20 protein-coding genes and 2 tRNA genes are annotated in these 15,437 nt (G+C 57.0%); 4 read left to right on the top strand and 18 right to left on the bottom strand.

Annotated elements, in window-relative coordinates; all coding sequences use genetic code 11:
- Positions 1-3: 3 nt before the first annotated feature.
- From ACYF6X_RS03680 to ACYF6X_RS03625, 12 genes are all read right to left on the bottom strand, one after another.
- On the bottom strand, positions 4-342 hold the full coding sequence (locus ACYF6X_RS03680) for a hypothetical protein (protein WP_130017856.1): 339 nt from the start codon (positions 340-342) through the stop codon (positions 4-6).
- A gap of 37 nt (positions 343-379) precedes the next feature.
- Positions 380-1,084: a C40 family peptidase gene (locus tag ACYF6X_RS03675; RefSeq protein WP_130017855.1), complete on the bottom strand. Its 705-nt coding sequence runs from the start codon at positions 1,082-1,084 to the stop codon at positions 380-382.
- Between the two features lie 9 nt (positions 1,085-1,093).
- Entirely contained in the window at positions 1,094-1,846 is a 753-nt protein-coding gene (locus ACYF6X_RS03670) for a phage minor tail protein L (protein ID WP_165384378.1), read from the bottom strand.
- 9 nt (positions 1,847-1,855) lie between these two features.
- Positions 1,856-2,194, bottom strand: coding sequence for a phage tail protein (locus tag ACYF6X_RS03665; RefSeq protein ID WP_004935824.1), 339 nt, complete (start codon positions 2,192-2,194; stop codon positions 1,856-1,858).
- Positions 2,194-4,533 (bottom strand): phage tail tape measure protein, encoded by a 2,340-nt coding sequence (locus ACYF6X_RS03660; protein ID WP_130017853.1) that lies wholly within the window; start codon positions 4,531-4,533, stop codon positions 2,194-2,196. Before ACYF6X_RS03660 ends, ACYF6X_RS03665 begins: the two co-directional genes overlap by 1 nt.
- A 231-nt stretch (positions 4,534-4,764) precedes the next feature.
- On the bottom strand, positions 4,765-5,130 hold the full coding sequence (locus ACYF6X_RS03655; RefSeq protein WP_130017851.1) for a phage tail protein: 366 nt from the start codon (positions 5,128-5,130) through the stop codon (positions 4,765-4,767).
- 123 nt (positions 5,131-5,253) lie between these two features.
- A complete protein-coding gene (locus ACYF6X_RS03650; RefSeq protein ID WP_016926946.1) occupies positions 5,254-5,709 on the bottom strand; it encodes a major tail shaft subunit in 456 nt (151 codons plus the stop codon).
- A gap of 41 nt (positions 5,710-5,750) precedes the next feature.
- Positions 5,751-6,143, bottom strand: coding sequence for an HK97-gp10 family putative phage morphogenesis protein (locus tag ACYF6X_RS03645; protein WP_130017850.1), 393 nt, complete (start codon positions 6,141-6,143; stop codon positions 5,751-5,753).
- The gene (locus ACYF6X_RS03640) at positions 6,140-6,529 is read right to left on the bottom strand and encodes a hypothetical protein (RefSeq protein ID WP_130017849.1); all 390 of its coding nucleotides are present in this window, start codon (positions 6,527-6,529) and stop codon (positions 6,140-6,142) included. Before ACYF6X_RS03640 ends, ACYF6X_RS03645 begins: the two co-directional genes overlap by 4 nt.
- Before the next feature lie 56 nt (positions 6,530-6,585).
- On the bottom strand, positions 6,586-7,026 hold the full coding sequence (locus tag ACYF6X_RS03635) for a lysozyme (RefSeq protein WP_130017848.1): 441 nt from the start codon (positions 7,024-7,026) through the stop codon (positions 6,586-6,588).
- The gene (locus tag ACYF6X_RS03630; RefSeq protein WP_019453678.1) at positions 7,013-7,333 is read right to left on the bottom strand and encodes a phage holin family protein; all 321 of its coding nucleotides are present in this window, start codon (positions 7,331-7,333) and stop codon (positions 7,013-7,015) included. The genes ACYF6X_RS03635 and ACYF6X_RS03630 overlap by 14 nt, the downstream gene beginning before the upstream one ends.
- 792 nt (positions 7,334-8,125) lie before the next feature.
- Positions 8,126-8,488 (bottom strand): antiterminator Q family protein, encoded by a 363-nt coding sequence (locus ACYF6X_RS03625; RefSeq protein WP_019453679.1) that lies wholly within the window; start codon positions 8,486-8,488, stop codon positions 8,126-8,128.
- A gap of 209 nt (positions 8,489-8,697) precedes the next feature.
- Here ACYF6X_RS03625 and ACYF6X_RS03620 point away from each other — a divergent pair, with 209 nt between their 5' ends.
- Positions 8,698-9,375: a LexA family protein gene (locus ACYF6X_RS03620; RefSeq protein WP_130017847.1), complete on the top strand. Its 678-nt coding sequence runs from the start codon at positions 8,698-8,700 to the stop codon at positions 9,373-9,375.
- Positions 9,376-9,472: 97 nt separating this feature from the next.
- Here the strand turns inward: ACYF6X_RS03620 and ACYF6X_RS03615 are convergent.
- The 4 genes from ACYF6X_RS03615 to ACYF6X_RS03600 all read right to left on the bottom strand — a co-directional run bounded on the left by ACYF6X_RS03615 (position 9,473) and on the right by ACYF6X_RS03600 (position 10,724).
- Positions 9,473-9,548: transfer RNA gene (locus tag ACYF6X_RS03615), tRNA-Thr, on the bottom strand.
- 6 nt (positions 9,549-9,554) lie between these two features.
- A tRNA-Ser gene (locus ACYF6X_RS03610) sits at positions 9,555-9,642 on the bottom strand.
- A gap of 157 nt (positions 9,643-9,799) precedes the next feature.
- Entirely contained in the window at positions 9,800-10,129 is a 330-nt protein-coding gene (osmE, locus tag ACYF6X_RS03605) for an osmotically-inducible lipoprotein OsmE (RefSeq protein ID WP_025303630.1), read from the bottom strand.
- Between the two features lie 127 nt (positions 10,130-10,256).
- Positions 10,257-10,724 (bottom strand): nuclear transport factor 2 family protein, encoded by a 468-nt coding sequence (locus ACYF6X_RS03600; protein ID WP_063989015.1) that lies wholly within the window; start codon positions 10,722-10,724, stop codon positions 10,257-10,259.
- A gap of 107 nt (positions 10,725-10,831) precedes the next feature.
- Between ACYF6X_RS03600 and ACYF6X_RS03595 the strand changes: the two genes are divergently transcribed.
- Entirely contained in the window at positions 10,832-11,410 is a 579-nt protein-coding gene (locus ACYF6X_RS03595) for a TetR/AcrR family transcriptional regulator (RefSeq protein ID WP_130017864.1), read from the top strand.
- Here ACYF6X_RS03595 and ACYF6X_RS03590 read toward each other — a convergent pair.
- On the bottom strand, positions 11,404-11,820 hold the full coding sequence (locus tag ACYF6X_RS03590; protein ID WP_063989013.1) for a VOC family protein: 417 nt from the start codon (positions 11,818-11,820) through the stop codon (positions 11,404-11,406). The two genes, ACYF6X_RS03595 and ACYF6X_RS03590, sit on opposite strands and share 7 nt — an antisense overlap.
- Before the next feature lie 151 nt (positions 11,821-11,971).
- On the bottom strand, positions 11,972-13,102 hold the full coding sequence (gene ompC, locus ACYF6X_RS03585) for a porin OmpC (protein ID WP_025303634.1): 1,131 nt from the start codon (positions 13,100-13,102) through the stop codon (positions 11,972-11,974).
- 705 nt (positions 13,103-13,807) lie between these two features.
- On the opposite strand from ompC, the gene ACYF6X_RS03580 reads away from it, so the two are divergent.
- Positions 13,808-14,212 carry a DUF4186 domain-containing protein gene (locus ACYF6X_RS03580; RefSeq protein WP_074181157.1) on the top strand — a complete coding sequence of 135 codons (405 nt, stop codon included), beginning with the start codon at positions 13,808-13,810 and terminating at the stop codon, positions 14,210-14,212.
- A gap of 54 nt (positions 14,213-14,266) precedes the next feature.
- Positions 14,267-15,421, top strand: a complete 1,155-nt coding sequence (locus tag ACYF6X_RS03575; RefSeq protein ID WP_063989011.1) for an MFS transporter — start codon at positions 14,267-14,269, stop codon at positions 15,419-15,421.
- Positions 15,422-15,437 lie beyond the last annotated feature (16 nt).

Genomic DNA, 15,437 nt, shown 5'->3' with positions numbered 1-15,437 from the left:
AGATTATTTACACGCTGTAATTGCCGCTTCATAAAAACTCATATCTCTTTTCTTATAAAAGATAAAGTCACTACCTGTATCAACATTCCTCACATCAACAAGCATAACCACTCCCCTCGCCATGTCATTTATCTGTGCCGAGTAGCCATTTTCAATTGGTTGCGGACTAATGGGTGAAATGGTATTTTTTTCATTCCAGTTATTCAATACGCAACCAATATATGAACCCGCATTCTTACTCGTATGTCCTTTGAGCGCAGGCGAGGCCAATCGAAGTTCATTGGACGTGGTTGAACAACCAGACAGGATTAACACAGCGAATAGTCCAGCAAATTTCTTCATAACCCTTTTCCTTAAGCTAAAAAGTGGAATGATAGCATCACATCAGCGCTTTGTGCCGCAGCACCTTCACCGTTCGCTCCTTCCAATACCCACCGTAAGGCACCCGCTGGCTGAGCATGCCGTACATATGGTGCAGCAACAGGCCATCTGCCAGCAGAATGCCGGCGTGGTTGGCCACCGGCGCCGCAACCTGCATGATCGCCATATCTCCTGGCTGCGGCGGGCCATCGAACTCGCGAAAGCCGCACGCATGCCAGTTTTCCAGATAGCGGTTTTCACCCCGTTCCCACCACGGATAATCAACGCGGTAATCCCGGAGCGCTATGCCGTGCTCCTGCCGGAAATAGCTCATGATCAGCCCCCAGCAGTCGGTATGCCCCAGCACGAACTGGCGACCCACCAGCGGCAATTCCCCGCGCGGCATGATCGTTCGCAAGTCACCCTCAGGCCAGCTGGCAATCACCCAGGGCAACTCCATCGCGTCACATTGCGCCCTGTCCAGCTCACTCGGCTGCGTGGTGGCATCCGGGTGGCTGTGCACAATGAGGGTGATGGTGCCCCAGTCGGCGGCGGCCACGTAGTCTTCCGGCGCCAGATGAAACTGCTCGGTGGGGTTGTCCGCCAGGTTGCGGCACGGGAAATAGCGCTCCACGCGGGACTTTTGCGCCACCACGCCGCAGCATTCCCGCGGATACTCGGCCCTGGCGTGCGCCATAATCACCGCCGCGGTTTTTTCTTTCATGCTCGCCCCCTACTGCCGGATCAACGCCGCGCCGGGGAAGCCGCCGAACGGCAGCGGCTCATGCTCGCCAAAGCGTTTTTGGCAGTCGCTCAGCAGCCCGCCGCAGCGATCCAGGCTCGGGTCATCCACCGGGTTGCCCTTGTCGTCAAAATAACGGCTACCGGCGTAATCGCAGCCCTTGCCGGTGCGATAGCCGCCGCGCGAGCACCAGGTGCACAGGCTGTGGATTTGCCGGGTCGGGATGCGCAATCCCCGCAGGTCCGCCGGGCTGGAGAGCTCGAACTCCACCGCTTCGTCGCTTTCCGTCGCCTTGCGATCGATGTAGAACACCTGCAGCTTTTCCTGCAACGGATCGGCCGAAGAGTTCCCCTGCGGGAAATTGCGGGCGTCAAGGTAGTGCACCAGCGTGTCGTGGATCCGCACCTTGGCCTGCGCCATGTCCTCAAACTGCAGGCAGAGCGCGCTGATCAGGCCATTGATATTGGCGACCGACAGCTTGGGCGCATTGCCCTGGCTATCGGCGGAGATCTCCAACCCTTCGACGCTAAACGGCCACGGGCCGTACTCCTGCCCCTGCCACCAGACCGATTTCGCCGGCAGTTTGGTTTCATCACCGCCGGCGGCGGCCAGCTCTTGCGGTGTAAAAGGCAGGGTATCGCAATGAAAGCGCAGAATATCGGCACCAAACCGGGTGCCGTCTACCTCAATCAGGCGGATGCGGTTGCCCGGCTCCAGCTTTTGCAAATCTGAATTCAGCATCATCTCCCCCGGTTAAACGTGGAAGGCCTCGGTAAACGTGGCCGTCAGTGAATAATTGTCCCCGCCCATGGCGACCGGCTTATAGCCCTCGCAGCGGTACAGGCCGGGAACCTGAGTTGGCGGCGTCCATTGGAAGGATTTCACCCCGTGATGGTTTTCCAGAAAGACGATGATCGGCGTAATGTAATCATACTTGCCGACAAAGGTCAGATCCCAGGAGCGCACGATCGGGTTAATGCCGTCGCCGGAGACCTGCGCATAGCCGTCGCCGAACTGCGCTTTTCTGACGCGAAAGCGCATATCGCCGGCGGCATTGACGCGCGCCGGAAATTCAAATGTCTGAATGCCCATTACATCCCCTTGATTGCTTTCCAAATCGGCTGGCCCGGCATCAGGTTGCGGTTGATCACCTTCTGGCTTTCCTGCGCGGCGATATTCCCCATCTGTTTACCGAACTCGCCCCATCCCGGATCGGCCTGCGAACTGACGTTGCCGCCGTTCTCGATGGTGATGTAGACATTCGGCGCCGCCGCAGACTGTTGGCCACCGCCGATCGCCCGCACGCCGAGCGAACCGTCCGCGCCGCGTTTGAGCGGCATGATGGCCTCCGGCCCGGCTTCGCCCATCAAGCCGGCGCCTCTGGCGAACGCGAACAATGTGGGATTGCTGACGATCTGGCCGCTGAATGCGCTCAGCGAAGGCGAGGCGTACACGCCGCCCTTGGCGTTAGAGACATAGCCCTGCCAACCGGTCGGCATGCCCATCGCGCCTGAACCGGCCGCGCCCGCGCCGGCGCTTGCAGCCCCGCCCAGCAAACCGCCGCCGATGTTCATAAAGGTAGAGAGAAAAGTTCTGGTCAACAGCGCCTGCATCGCCAGATCGATCAGTTGCTGAATGATGGACTGCGCCATGGAGGTCATCAAACCGAGCATGCTTTGCTTAAAGTTTTGCGTCCCGGTCAGCAGATCGAACATCATGCCGGAGGTCCGTTCCCGCGTCATATCCACCAGCCCCAGCGCCATCTTGTGCACGCGGCTCTGCCCGCCGAACAGACTCAGCGCCTGCTGGTACTGAGCGTCCGACGATTCCTGCGTCGCCGCCTGCATCAGCTGTTCATAGCGCTGTTTATCCAGAATACCTTGCTGGTAGTAGGCCTGGTACTGCGCCTGCTGCTGCACCAATTGGTTGTTAAGGCGAACGGCAGGATCCACATCACCGGCAATGTTCATACGCGGCGCGGCGAGCGCGTCGGTTTCGGCCTTCAGCCGCTGGCGCGTCATTTCTTGCTGCTGCATCCGGCTGGCGGTCTGGTACTCGCGCTCGGTCAACAGCCGCCCGTCATACAACGCCTTCAGCTCCTTGCCGACCTCCTGCTCTTTACGCACCGCCGCCTGCCCTGGCGCGTATTGTTCAGCGAGCTGTTGCCGCTGCCGCTGGTACTTCTCGGCGTTCAGCGCCATCGCACGCTGCGCATCGGCCTGCCCGGCACCGGCCGCCTTGGCCGCTGACGCCAGCTTGGCCTGTGCGCTTTGTTCATCCTGGGTGATTTTGTCGAGGCTGCTCAGATGCGCCTGCTCGATTTCCTGACGCAGCTGTTGGTACTGATCAAGAGCCTGCTGTCGCTCACGTCCAAGATTATCTGTATTTACAATATCCAATGTATAAGCAGGGGGCGGAGAGGGCATCAACTGCACCTGCGCAGTTGCAGTAGCGGGCAAAATATTACCTGCTGGCTGATTAAAATGACGAGCAGCCCCTGTCAAAACAAGAAGGTTAGCTTGGTCAATATTTTGCATACTAGTGCGAGTATTTTGAATCCCGATGTCTATTGACTCAAGAGCCGCTTCTGCACGCACCCGCGTAGCTTGCATCTGCTTTTGAACACCAAATATGTCCCCCAGCCGACCTGGGTTACTCTGTATTCGTTCTATTCGATTGTTTGCATAATCCAACAAGTTCTGCTGTTTATCTCGCTCACTAAGCTGTTCCTCGAGCTGCTCACTGAGATCTAATTTTCTCAGGGCAAGTTGCTTACTAGACAGTTTTATAAGCTCTGACGTAGTGAGAATCGCAGCATCTTTCAGACTCACCGCAGCCTCTTTGGCTTGCATTGTTTGCTCATAAAAGTATGCCATTCCCAATCCCGCCTGGATGGCGACACCGATCGGGCCGCCAAGCGCCCCCAGCGCGACGTTGGCGACACGAGACGCCGCGCCGACGCCCGATGTCGCCTGAGCCGCCCCGCGCGCCGCCGCCGCCTGATCGCGCCAGGCCGCCGCGCTGTCATTCAGGCCGCCAGCCAGTTTCAGCATCTCCTCCGCGCGGCTGCCGCCGTCGCCGGAGGCGCTGCTCGCCTGGCGAGCCGCGTCGTCCAACTGTTTCATCTGCGCCGTCGCGGCGACGGTGATGGACGCAAGTTCGGTGAGCGCCTGCCCATACTGGCGCGAGGTGGCGGCGAGCCCCTGCAGCGACAGCTCGACGCCGGCCAGCCCCGCCAGTTTCCCCGCCAGGCCGCCAAGCGTGCCGCCGATGCGTTGATACGACTCGTCGGTCTTCTTCGCGTCCTGCTGAGCCTGGCGGTTAAATTTGGCGGATTGTTCCCCGGCGGTACGGTAAGCCGCCGTCAGTTTGTTTTTAAAGTTGGTGTCATTCAGTTGCAACCCGACGACCAACTGTGCGGTATCAGCCATTTCCCAGCACTCGCATAACGTCAGCGCACTGCATATCAATACTGCTTTGCGTAGGCTGACCGGATTGATGAACGGGGGCACTCTCCGCCGCATCGGCCGTCATGCCTTGCAGTTTGAAGTATGCCCGCCAGTGATTCAGGATGTGCGCCGGCAGCGCGGCGATCTTGCGAGGATCCGACTCACCCCAGCGATCGGCCAGTTGGAACACCAACATCAGCCAGGGCGAGTCAGTCAGTTTTTTTCCGCTTCCTCCAGGCTGCCGACCGCATGGCGCTTGACAGCGCCGATGGCTTCGACCAGCGTCGGGTTGTCGTGCGCCGCCAGCAGATCGTCTACGCTCGGCAAGGCGCCGGCCGGGATGCGTTTGCCGTCCGGCGTCATCAGGCAAGACAGCAGCAGCTGCACGTTGAGCTGTGCGGCTTTGCTCATGTCACCGCTGTCGATGGCGGCCTTCATGCCGTCTTCGTTTTCCTGCAGTTCTGCGGCTTTCAGGCGGCGGATAAAGGCTTTGGCGCCAAAGATCTGCGTTTCGATCACGTGGTCGTCGGATTTCAGCAGCGCCGCTTTCAGCGCTTTCAGATCGTATTTCTCAGTCATCGGTTTTTCCTTGTTCATATAATGTGCTCTGCATGAAGAAAGTTGCCGCAGGCCACATGGCCCGCGGCGGAAGCGATCGCGTCGAGCGCCCTCAGGCGTTAACCCAGCGCGATCGTCAGTTCGTCACACCTTCGGGGTGACCGAGCCCCAGGTGTTGCTGTTTTGCTTGCCCTGAACGGTAATCTGAATGACTTCGCTCGCCGGGGCGGTGATCTCATTCATTTTCCAGCCGGACAGCGACAGGATGGAGGTGGAGGTGCGGCCGTTCGGCAGCTCGACGTAGAACTGCACCGTTTCGCGCTTGTCCGCCGCATTCAGCAGCGCCGCGAAATCGGCGTTGGACGGATCGTCGATGAAACCGATGGACTTCTCCGCGCCTTCCGGCAGGTCGGAAATAAACTGCTTGGCGGTATCCAGCAGCGTGGTGCAATCGACAAAACCGCCGGTTTGCCCCATTTCACCTACCGCTTTACAGTTGGTCAGCGCCTTCATGGCCGTGGGCGCAGCCCCAACGGTGCCCCATTTGACGATAGTGCCGGCAGGCAGCATGGCGTATTCTGGCGAAGTTTTATCAGCCATAGTTTTTCTCTCTCTTTTTTGATGAAGGATGGTAGCGGTCGCTACCGGTTTTCGATGCCATAGCGGACGTTAGCCGCCAGGATGCGTAACACTTGGTGCTTATGGTGATCCAGCGCAGGGCGAATAAACGGGACGGCGGCTTGCGTTGCCGTGCCGTACTCCTGCGCCAGGGCTCGGTGGTAATGCTGTTTACTGGGGCCGACACGCAACGTCACCGCGTTCCACCCGGTAACGGCTGGACGTATCGCGATGCCGGCGCTCAGCGATGGCTCGCTGTTTGGCGCCCCCCGATCGGCACACTGCCGCATAGTGCCAAGAACCGGGGCTAACGCGGCGTGGCCGGCTTCCGGCAGAATGTGGCTGGTGACATCGCGCCGAATCGTTTCCAACCGGCGAGTCAATTCCGCCATGCCGGAAACGTTTATGGCGATCACACCGCCACCTCGGAATGGGTGATGAGGTAATCGCGCGCCATCCGATACTGAACGCGGTTATCCGCCTGGGGCGTGGCGCTTTGCAAAAGGGTGCTGCGCGTGACCGCCTGTACCGGCCATTGGCCGATATGGCCATGCCGAACCCCTTCCCAGGCATTCAAAACCGCCTTATCCAGAGCGATCAGCCGGGAGTAATCGTCGATCACGTACAGCACGATCTGAAAACGGCTCTGCACCAGCGAGCTGTCGACCAGACCGGTGTTCACTTTCAGATCGCTGATCTTCTGATAGGTCACGCCTTCTTGCTGCGGATCCGGCAAGATCAGCGGATGAACCGCCAGATGGGTTAGCGCGGCCAGCGAGCGTTGGATTTCATCTTCAATCATTTGGGCAAGGTCTCCGTCGTTTTGAGGGGGAATCGTTCTGCAGACGCATTCAGGCATCAGGAAAGGAACAGCGCGCGTTCCGCCGCGCGCCGGGCAACCAGCCCATCGAGCCGCACACCGCCCGCATTCACCCATCGACCGAACTGGTCGGCCGCCCCCTTCCGATCGCCGGCGTTCAGCCGGCGCAGCAGCGTCGAGTTCTCCAGCGCGCGCAGGCCCAGGTTATAGGCAAAGCTCACCAGCGCATCGAACTGCCCCTGCGTGATCGGTACCGTCACCCGCCGTTCGACGCCCTGTTCGAATTGGACGATGCCGCACACCAGCAAACGTTCGGCCGTTGTGGCATCGATCACCATGCCGGCCCCTATTTTTCGTCCCGCTACCGGCTGGGTCCAACCGTAGCCGATGGTCCAAACGCCGACCGAGTCCTGATAAGCCTGCAGCCGCAGGCCTTCGAAACGCTTAATCAGCGCCATGCCATCGTCACTTATCTTCATGGTTTCCTCCTGACGCTTTATTGAGAAATCGGCGTTCCAATGCCTTGATCAGCGATGCTCCCGACCACCCCGCCATGCCGCATACGCCGCCCATCACCTCCGAAGGCCAGTCGTAATGCAGTGCAATCATCACCATGGTCAAACCGGCGAAAATAGAGACGAACAGCTGCAAAAACAGCGTCCTCCAGCTAAAGGTTTCGCCGTTCAAGACCTTGAAGGAATAGCTGGCGATCGCCCCCAGCAGCGTCATGCCGAAAGCAAGCAGCATCGAAAGGATGTTTGGTTCATTTTTCCAAGGCATAATCATCATCCTCCCCTTGCCGGGGCCTAGCCCGATCTTCGGGAGTCATGGAAAAGAGCGGCTAAATGCGGCGCTTCTTCCCGTCATTCCTGTTCCATTTAAAAAAGCGGCCATTTACGCTGTTGAAAATGGCTTATTCGTTCTGCTCAACCTGGGCAGACAAATAAGATTGCGCTGTTTTATAAATAAAAGGGATTAGCCTCCCGTCGTGGTCATTCAACGACAGTCATTATTCAGTGAGTGATTGACCATTTTGACAAGGAGGCTAAAAATGAAAAACCCCGCCGGAGCGAGGTTTATCTATCGTGCGGCGGGGCCGGCAACGACTCAGTTTTATCAGATTACCGGCTTATTTGCGTACGCGTGAGTCTTTTATGATAAAAAATAACCCCCCGCCGGAGCGAGGTTTATCTATCGTGCGACTGCGCCGGCAACGACTCAGTTTTATCAGATTACTGGCTTATTTGCGTACGCGTGAGTCTTTTATGATAAAAAATAAAACCCCGCCGGAGCGAGGTTTATCTATCGTGCGGCGGCGCCGGCAACGACTCAGTTTTATCAGATTACCGGCTTATTTGCGTACGCGTGAGTCTTTTATGATAAAAAAACAAAACCCCGCCAGAGCGAGGTTTATCTATCGTGCGGCGGTGCCGGCAACCATTCAGTTTTATCAGATTACCGGCTTATTTGCGTACGCGTGAGATTTTTTAAATTATTAGATATTTTACTCGCCATTATTATTCCTGATGCCATTATGAGGCGAGAAATAAACCTTCTTCAATTTCAACGGCAGCCGTTTCAGCGATCCATACTCAGCTTTATATCCAGCATCGCCAGGCATCCACCGATAAATCCCTCCGCCGTTTGCATCTCTTTACGTATCGTACCGTCTGAACACTTCCTTTTCAGGGCAATCTTGCGCAGGGATATGCCATAAACATGGTGGGCAATGATGAGATCGAACTCTTCGGGTTTGTATTTCTTCAATCTGCCCACGCAACCGTCGATCACCAGACCGTCATCATCGCAGCAGGAAAGCTCGCCATTCGATTTATAGGACAGCAGCCCTTTGAACCCGGCGGCAATGGGGGAATAATCAATGCCGCTGTTATCCCTGGCCCATACGCCCCACCGCTCCAACACTTCATTCATATCTCTCATGCTTCCACCTCCTTTGGGCGTTTGCCACATCGCCAGGGCTCCATGTCGCTTACCGACGTCGGTCGAGCCGTTGTGCTGCTCGGCGTGCTCGCCGGGGGATGCCGCACCAAATACTGTATAAATAAACAGTATCAAGTATACCCAGAGGTATCTTTTTTTCAATAGCGAAAAGCCATTTACCTGCAGGTAAATTTAGGTACGATGGCCTCATGAAAAACGAGCAAAAAATGCACCTGCAGGAGATGCGGCGAGAACGCCTGATCATCCTGATCGGCAACCTCGGCGTCGGGGGCCAAAAGCGCCTTGCCGAGGCGCTCGGCATTGCCGCAGACTATGTCTCTCGCCTGCTCTACCCGCCGGGCAAGAAAGGAAAAAAAGGCATCAGTGGCGATATGGCGCGAAGGATTGAACAGTACTTCGCCGTGCAAATCGGCTGGCTGGACGGCCTGGAGCAAACCGGGCAGCGCCCCGTCAGGCAGAAGGCCGCGCAGGCCTTGGGTAAAACGCTGCCGCTGCTGGCGTGGACATTGCCGTTGTCTCACGAACAGCTGAACAAAAGGACGACCGTCCACTACCCGGCGATGGTGCAGTGCAGCACGCAGGCCTACTGGCTACCCGTACGGGATGACACGATGAGCGGTTCTGCCGGTGCCAATTACCCGAAGGGCGCCTTGATACTTGTCGAACCCGTTACTGCCGGCATAACCGAACTCGTGTCCGGCGACAAAGTGATAGCGAAACACTGCGGCAACGCTGAGCTCACCTTTAAAAGGTACGTCGAGGAGGCTGGGCATCGATGGCTTAAGGGAATTATGCCGGGTTGCCCGGCGCTGAATGCCGATGAGTACGTGATTATCGGGGTCGTGCTTGGCGCCTGGCTGCCCTAGCCATGCGTACCGCGTTGTGAACCGCATAAAGCAAAAAACCGCCAACCTTGCGGCTGGCGGTTTTTTTGGCACTCAGGGTGCCGGTACTGCTTTATCATGGTGCCGGCTACCGGAATCGAACTGGTGACCTACTGATTACAAGTCAGTTGCTCTACCTACTGAGCTAAGCCGGCTGAATTTGGCGGAAGGACAGAGATTCGAACTCTGGGAGCTGTTACACTCGACGGTTTTCAAGACCGTTGCCTTAAACCACTCGGCCATCCTTCCAATGGCCGCTGATATTAGCGATACCGTTATGAAATGTCTATCGTTTTCATGCAAAAAAATGGGATTGGCGGCGCAGTTGCCTAAACTTCAGGCCTTAAACGCTTAAAAAATGAAAAGCCCCGCGCAAGCGAGGCTTTTTGGGCCGGCCGAAACGCGATTACTTCGGCTGCGAATCGTAGTCTGAACAGGTTTGATAGCCTTTGTTCATGACATGGCCCGTGTCGTTGTAGCTGACAAAGTACGTCTGCACCTTGCCGTCGCGCGGCGCCACCGCATAGGTGTCGCAGGTGCCCTGCGCATGAACCAGCGTGGCAGTGGTCGACGGCGGACCGGCGATAGCCCGCACCTGCTGCTTGGTCATCCCTACTTTGACATCGCTGACCACCGGCTCATTGACATAACTGGCTGCACGATCATAGGTGGTGCAACCGGCAAGAATGGAAAATACCGCCGCAGTGCCGACGGCCAAAACCAACTTCTTCGTCATAGCTTGTCCTCTTGGAGTGCATTTGTTGTCCCCTAAGTCTAGAAGCAGGAAGGCTTTTCTACAAATTCCCCTTTGTCGATCGGTGCGCTTTTGCCCTCAGGAGGCCATCGCCAACACGCCATCAGATTCAAAAACCGAAATCGCTCAGCGCCGGAACAGCGTCCGGGCGCCGACCGAGCGGCCAATAAAAACGCCGATCCTGTTCGCGGATCGGCATGTCATTGATGCAGGCATGGCGGTTGATCATCAGCCCCTCCTGATTGAACTCCCAATTCTCATTGCCGAAACTGCGATACCAGTTGCCGGAATCGTCGCGCCATTCATAGGCGAAACGCACCGCGATGCGGGCGCCATCAAACGCCCACAGCTCCTTAATCAGCCGATACTCCAGTTCTTTCGCCCATTTGCGTTGCAAAAAGCCGACCACCGCTGCGCGGCCATCGACAAACTCCGCGCGGTTACGCCAGTGGGTATCGAGGGAATACACCTGCGATACGCGTTCAGGATCGCGGCTGTTCCAGGCATCCTCCGCCAACCGCACCTTCTCGATGGCGGATTGGCGGGTAAAAGGTGGCAATGGGGGTTTAATGCTCATGTTCATCTCCTGGGTGAAAGCAAGTAGACAACTCTGTCTACGACATTACGCTAGCGCAAGTAGACAGAGTTGTCTACAATCACTCAAAAATAGCCTGGGAGAAAATGATGACCGCCGATCTCGACGCCTTGCCCGCCCGCCAGCGCATCCTGCTGACGGCGCACGATCTGTTTTATCAAGAAGGGATCCGAGCCACCGGTATCGATCGGATCATCAAGGAATCGGGCGTGACCAAGGTGACGTTTTACCGCCACTTTCCCAGCAAGAAAGACTTGATTACGGCGTTTTTGACCTATCGCCATCAGCAGTGGTTAGCCTGGTTCAGCACAGCGTTGACCAGGCATGTGGCGCAGAGCGGCGGATTGCTGCCGGCCCTGGCGCCCTGCCTGGCGGAATGGTTCGACGATCCGCGCTTTCGCGGCTGCGCGTTTATCAATACGGCGGTGGAGCTTGCCGACCTGCTGCCGGAAAGCCTGCACATCGCCGGCCAGCATAAGCGGCGGATGGCGGACGAGCTGGCACGTCACCTGCCCGCCGGCCCACAGCGGGAACAGCACGCAGCGATGTTGGCGATGCTGATCGACGGTGCCATCGTCAGAGTGCAGATAGAGCGGCAACCGCAGGCCGCGCTGCAGGTGCTGAATGCCGCGTTGGACATGTTAGCGCAAGGCGGGTTCGATCAGTAATTGGCCCAAATGCCCGGCGTCACCAGTTCCAACAGGTGGGCGTCGGGATCGCGAAAATAAATGCTCTCCCCGCCGTGTTCCCAGCGCATCCGCCCCTCAATCTCCACGCCGTTGGCCATCAGATGCCGCTCCCAGTGCGGCAATTGCTCTTTCGCCACCGCCAGCCCGATATGCGCCGGCCCCACGCCATCGTGCGCGGGAATAAACCCGGTCGGATAGTGCGCCCCGCTTAGCGAATCGCCCTCGATAAACAGCAACAGTACGCTCCGATCGCCGACGTTATAGGCGCGAAACCGTTCGTTGGCGACCATCGTCGGCAGCTTCAGCACCTCCCGGTAAAAAACGTCCGCGCATTCAATATCGCTGACGTACAACACCGTTTCGATCACCTTATCGATCTTGAGTTCCATATCACCTCCGCTCTGTTTGCTGTACTGACAGCGTAGGCCGGATGGAGGCGATCGGAAGCGCTTCCCGTGCCGGCAACGGCTCAATTCGTGCTTTTTACCGGCAAAAAAAACGCGGCCCGAAGGCCGCGCTGTGTCATTCACACGCTGATGCTTAGAACTGGTAAACCAGGCCCACGGCAACCACGTTGTCGGTGTTGATGCCGGCAGCGTCGGTGAAATCGTTGTTGTCCACCAGGTTGATTTTGTAATCAACATAGGTAGACATGTTTTTGTTGAAGAAGTAGGTCGCACCCAGGTCGACGAATTTGACCAGATCTTGATCGCCGTAGTCCTTGCCGTTGCCGGCACGGCCCAGGTCTTTACCTTTGGTCTGGTTATAACCCACGAACGGACGCAGACCGAAGTCGAACTGGTAGTGCGCGTAGGCTTCGAAGCTCTGCGCCTTGTTAGCGTAGCCATAAACGCTGCTATCGGAACTACCGAAACGCGCCGCGTTGTAGGACTGGGTGAACATCACCGCCAGGTAAACATCGTTGGCGTCATATTTCAGACCGCCGGAGTACCCTTCAGCCTTGTCGCCGCGGCCCATGATGTTCTGGTGACCGTTACCGCCATTCTGCTCGCTGGTGCGGCGAGAGTTGAAGAAGGCGCCCGCGGCGCTGATGCCGTAGCCCATGTCATAGCTCATGGACATACCGTAGCCTTCGCCGTTTTGACCCAGAACGTCACGACCGTTGTTGGTCTCTTCGCCGTTGCCGTTTTTACCCTGGTACTGCAGGGCGAAGTTCAGGCCGTCAACCAGACCGAAGAAGTCGTTGTTACGGTAGGTCGCCAGGCCACTGGAGCGCTGGAACATGAACTGGTCGGCGCCATAGGTCATACCGTCGAACTCAGGCTGCAAGTCGGTATACGCCGCGACGTCGTACAGCACGCCGGTGTTACGGCCGTAGTCGAAGGAGCCGTAGTCGCCGAATTTCAGACCGGCGAAGCCGTAACGGGTGAAGTTTTTGTTGTCCTGGCTTTCAGCGTGGTTCAGGTTCGCCTGATATTCCCACTGGCCGTAACCGGTCAGTTGATCGCTGATTTGCGTTTCGCCGCGCAGGCCAAAACGCATATAAGACTGATCGCCGTCCACGCCGTTGTTGCTGGAGAAATAGTGAAGACCGTCGACTTTACCGTACAAATCCAGTTTATTACCGTCTTTGTTGTAGATTTCCGCCGCGCCTGCTGTGCCTGCAACCAGCAGTGCGGGTACCATCAGAGAGAGTACTCGAAGTTTCATCGTTATTATCCTCGTTAATTATGTCGAGCTACGGCCACTGCCCTTTTCGAGCATTATTAGCACGACTGTGCATTACCATTCTGGTAACAAGGGTTATATTAATCCAGAAAGAAAATGATACCAAGTATCCGATAGTGTTTCATTGTAATTAATAAAGGTTTCAAAATGTAAATACGCGCGAACTTTCACAAAACCTTACAGACAAACAAAATAAAGCACTTAAAGACAAAGAATAGATTAATTGATAAAAAATCATGTAGTTATACATATCTTTAAGAAAAAAAAGCCAACCATACAATTGAGCCAACCAATAAGCACATTGTGCCAAAACGTTGCCCGCACGCAGCCGCTATAATCACCTCGCTATCATCATTATTTTCATTATTACCTTCATTATCCGAGATCCGAGGATAATTTCTGCATTCCTTTAACCGGCTTCTGGCCGGTTTTTTATTTCCCTCTACACGTCCCTCACCATTTCGACTCGTACAAATAGCACGCAAATAAATAACCTGATGATATAGTTTCATTAATTTACTTTCGCACTAATTGCTAATCTCTTCCCTTATTTTAGTCTACAAATTGTAATTGCTTTTCATTTCGTGCTTTATCTCGCCGATTATTTCCCGCCGCAGGCATAATTAGCCGCAGAGTTTCCGTTCTGGTAATCTGAAAAAAACGCACCCTCAGCGAGTAAAATTCATGATGCCCTTTCAACCCGACGCGCTATGGCGGCGGCTACAAACCTCTCCCTTCCGCGCTCGCTTCCGTTTAAATGCCAAAGACCAAACGTATCTCGACGGCAAGGGATTGCCGCTGATACTCAGCCATGCCCGCGATTTTATCGACCGCCGCCTGGCCGCCGCCCATCCTAAAAACGACGGCAAGCAAACGCCGATGCGTGGCCACCCGGTGTTCGTCGCCCAGCACGCTACCGCCACCTGTTGCCGAGGTTGTCTGGAAAAGTGGCACGGCATACCACAGGGCGTCGCACTGGACGAGCAGCAAAAGGACTATATTGTCCAGGCTATCGCGCTGTGGCTGGTGCGCAGAGGCGGTGCCAGGAACCTGTCTGGCGCGAATATTTTCGACCCGGATCGCGGATTGTGATAAAAACTGTCAGTAACTTTCACCATTCTTTTGACCCAAGATCCTGACGCTTACATGACAGCCACCTTGTGCAATGAACAGCAAACGCCCGGCGTTCCTCAACAGATCGCCACCCGTCTGGCCTTTTTCGTCGCCGGTCTCGGCATGGCCGCCTGGGCGCCGCTGGTCCCCTTCGCCAAAGCGCGCATCGGTATCGATGACGGCTCGCTCGGCCTATTGCTGCTCTGTATCGGCGCCGGCTCCATGCTGGCGATGCCGCTGACCGGTTTCCTGACCGGCAAACTGGGCTGTCGCGCGGTGATCCTGATGGCGGGACTCGGGTTATGCATCGATCTGCCGCTGCTGGCGCTGATGGACTCCCTCGGCGGCATGGCCGTGGCACTGCTGCTGTTCGGTGCGGCGATCGGCATGATCGACGTGGCGATGAACGTTCAGGCGGTGATCGTCGAACGCGCCAGCGGCAAGGCGATGATGTCCGGCTTTCACGGTTTCTTCAGCATCGGCGGCATTGCCGGCGCCGGCGGCGTCAGCGCGTTGCTGTGGCTGGGGTTGACGCCGCTGCAATCCACCCTGCTCACCGTGCTGGCGGTGATAGGCCTGCTGGCGCTTGCCAGCCGCCATCTGCTGCGTGAGAGCGGCGCCGACGACGGCGGGCCGATGTTCGTCTTGCCGCGCGGCTGGGTGATGTTCATCGGCATTCTGTGCTTTATCATGTTTTTGGCGGAAGGATCGATGCTCGACTGGAGCGCACTGTTCCTCACCACCTTGCGGGGCGTCGAGCATAGCCAGGCCGGCCTGGGCTACGCGCTGTTTTCCATCACCATGACGCTCGGCCGCCTCAATGGCGATCGGGTGGTGAACTCGCTGGGCCGCTACCGAGTGCTGCTGCTGGGCAGCCTGTGTGCCGCTTTCGGTCTGAGCCTGGCCATCGCCTTCAATCACGCCACCGTGTCGCTGGTCGGCTTCATGCTGGTCGGCCTCGGTGCCTCGAACGTCGTGCCGATCCTGTTCAGCGCCGCAGGCAACCAGCGTGACATGCCGGCCAATTTGGCGATCGCCTCCGTGACCACCGTCGGCTATGCCGGTATTCTGGCCGGCCCGGCGCTGATCGGCTTCATCGCTCAGTTTTCCAGCCTGACGGTGGCCTTCGCCTGCGTAGCCGCTCTGCTGTTGGCGGTGACCGCCAGCGCCAGGGCCGTCACTCGCTGATTCAGGAATGCGCAGC

Source organism: Serratia sp. ID 25-353 (assembly GCF_054792795.1).
Note: the sequence above shows the minus strand (reverse complement) of the source record. Positions and strands in the feature narration are given on the sequence as shown.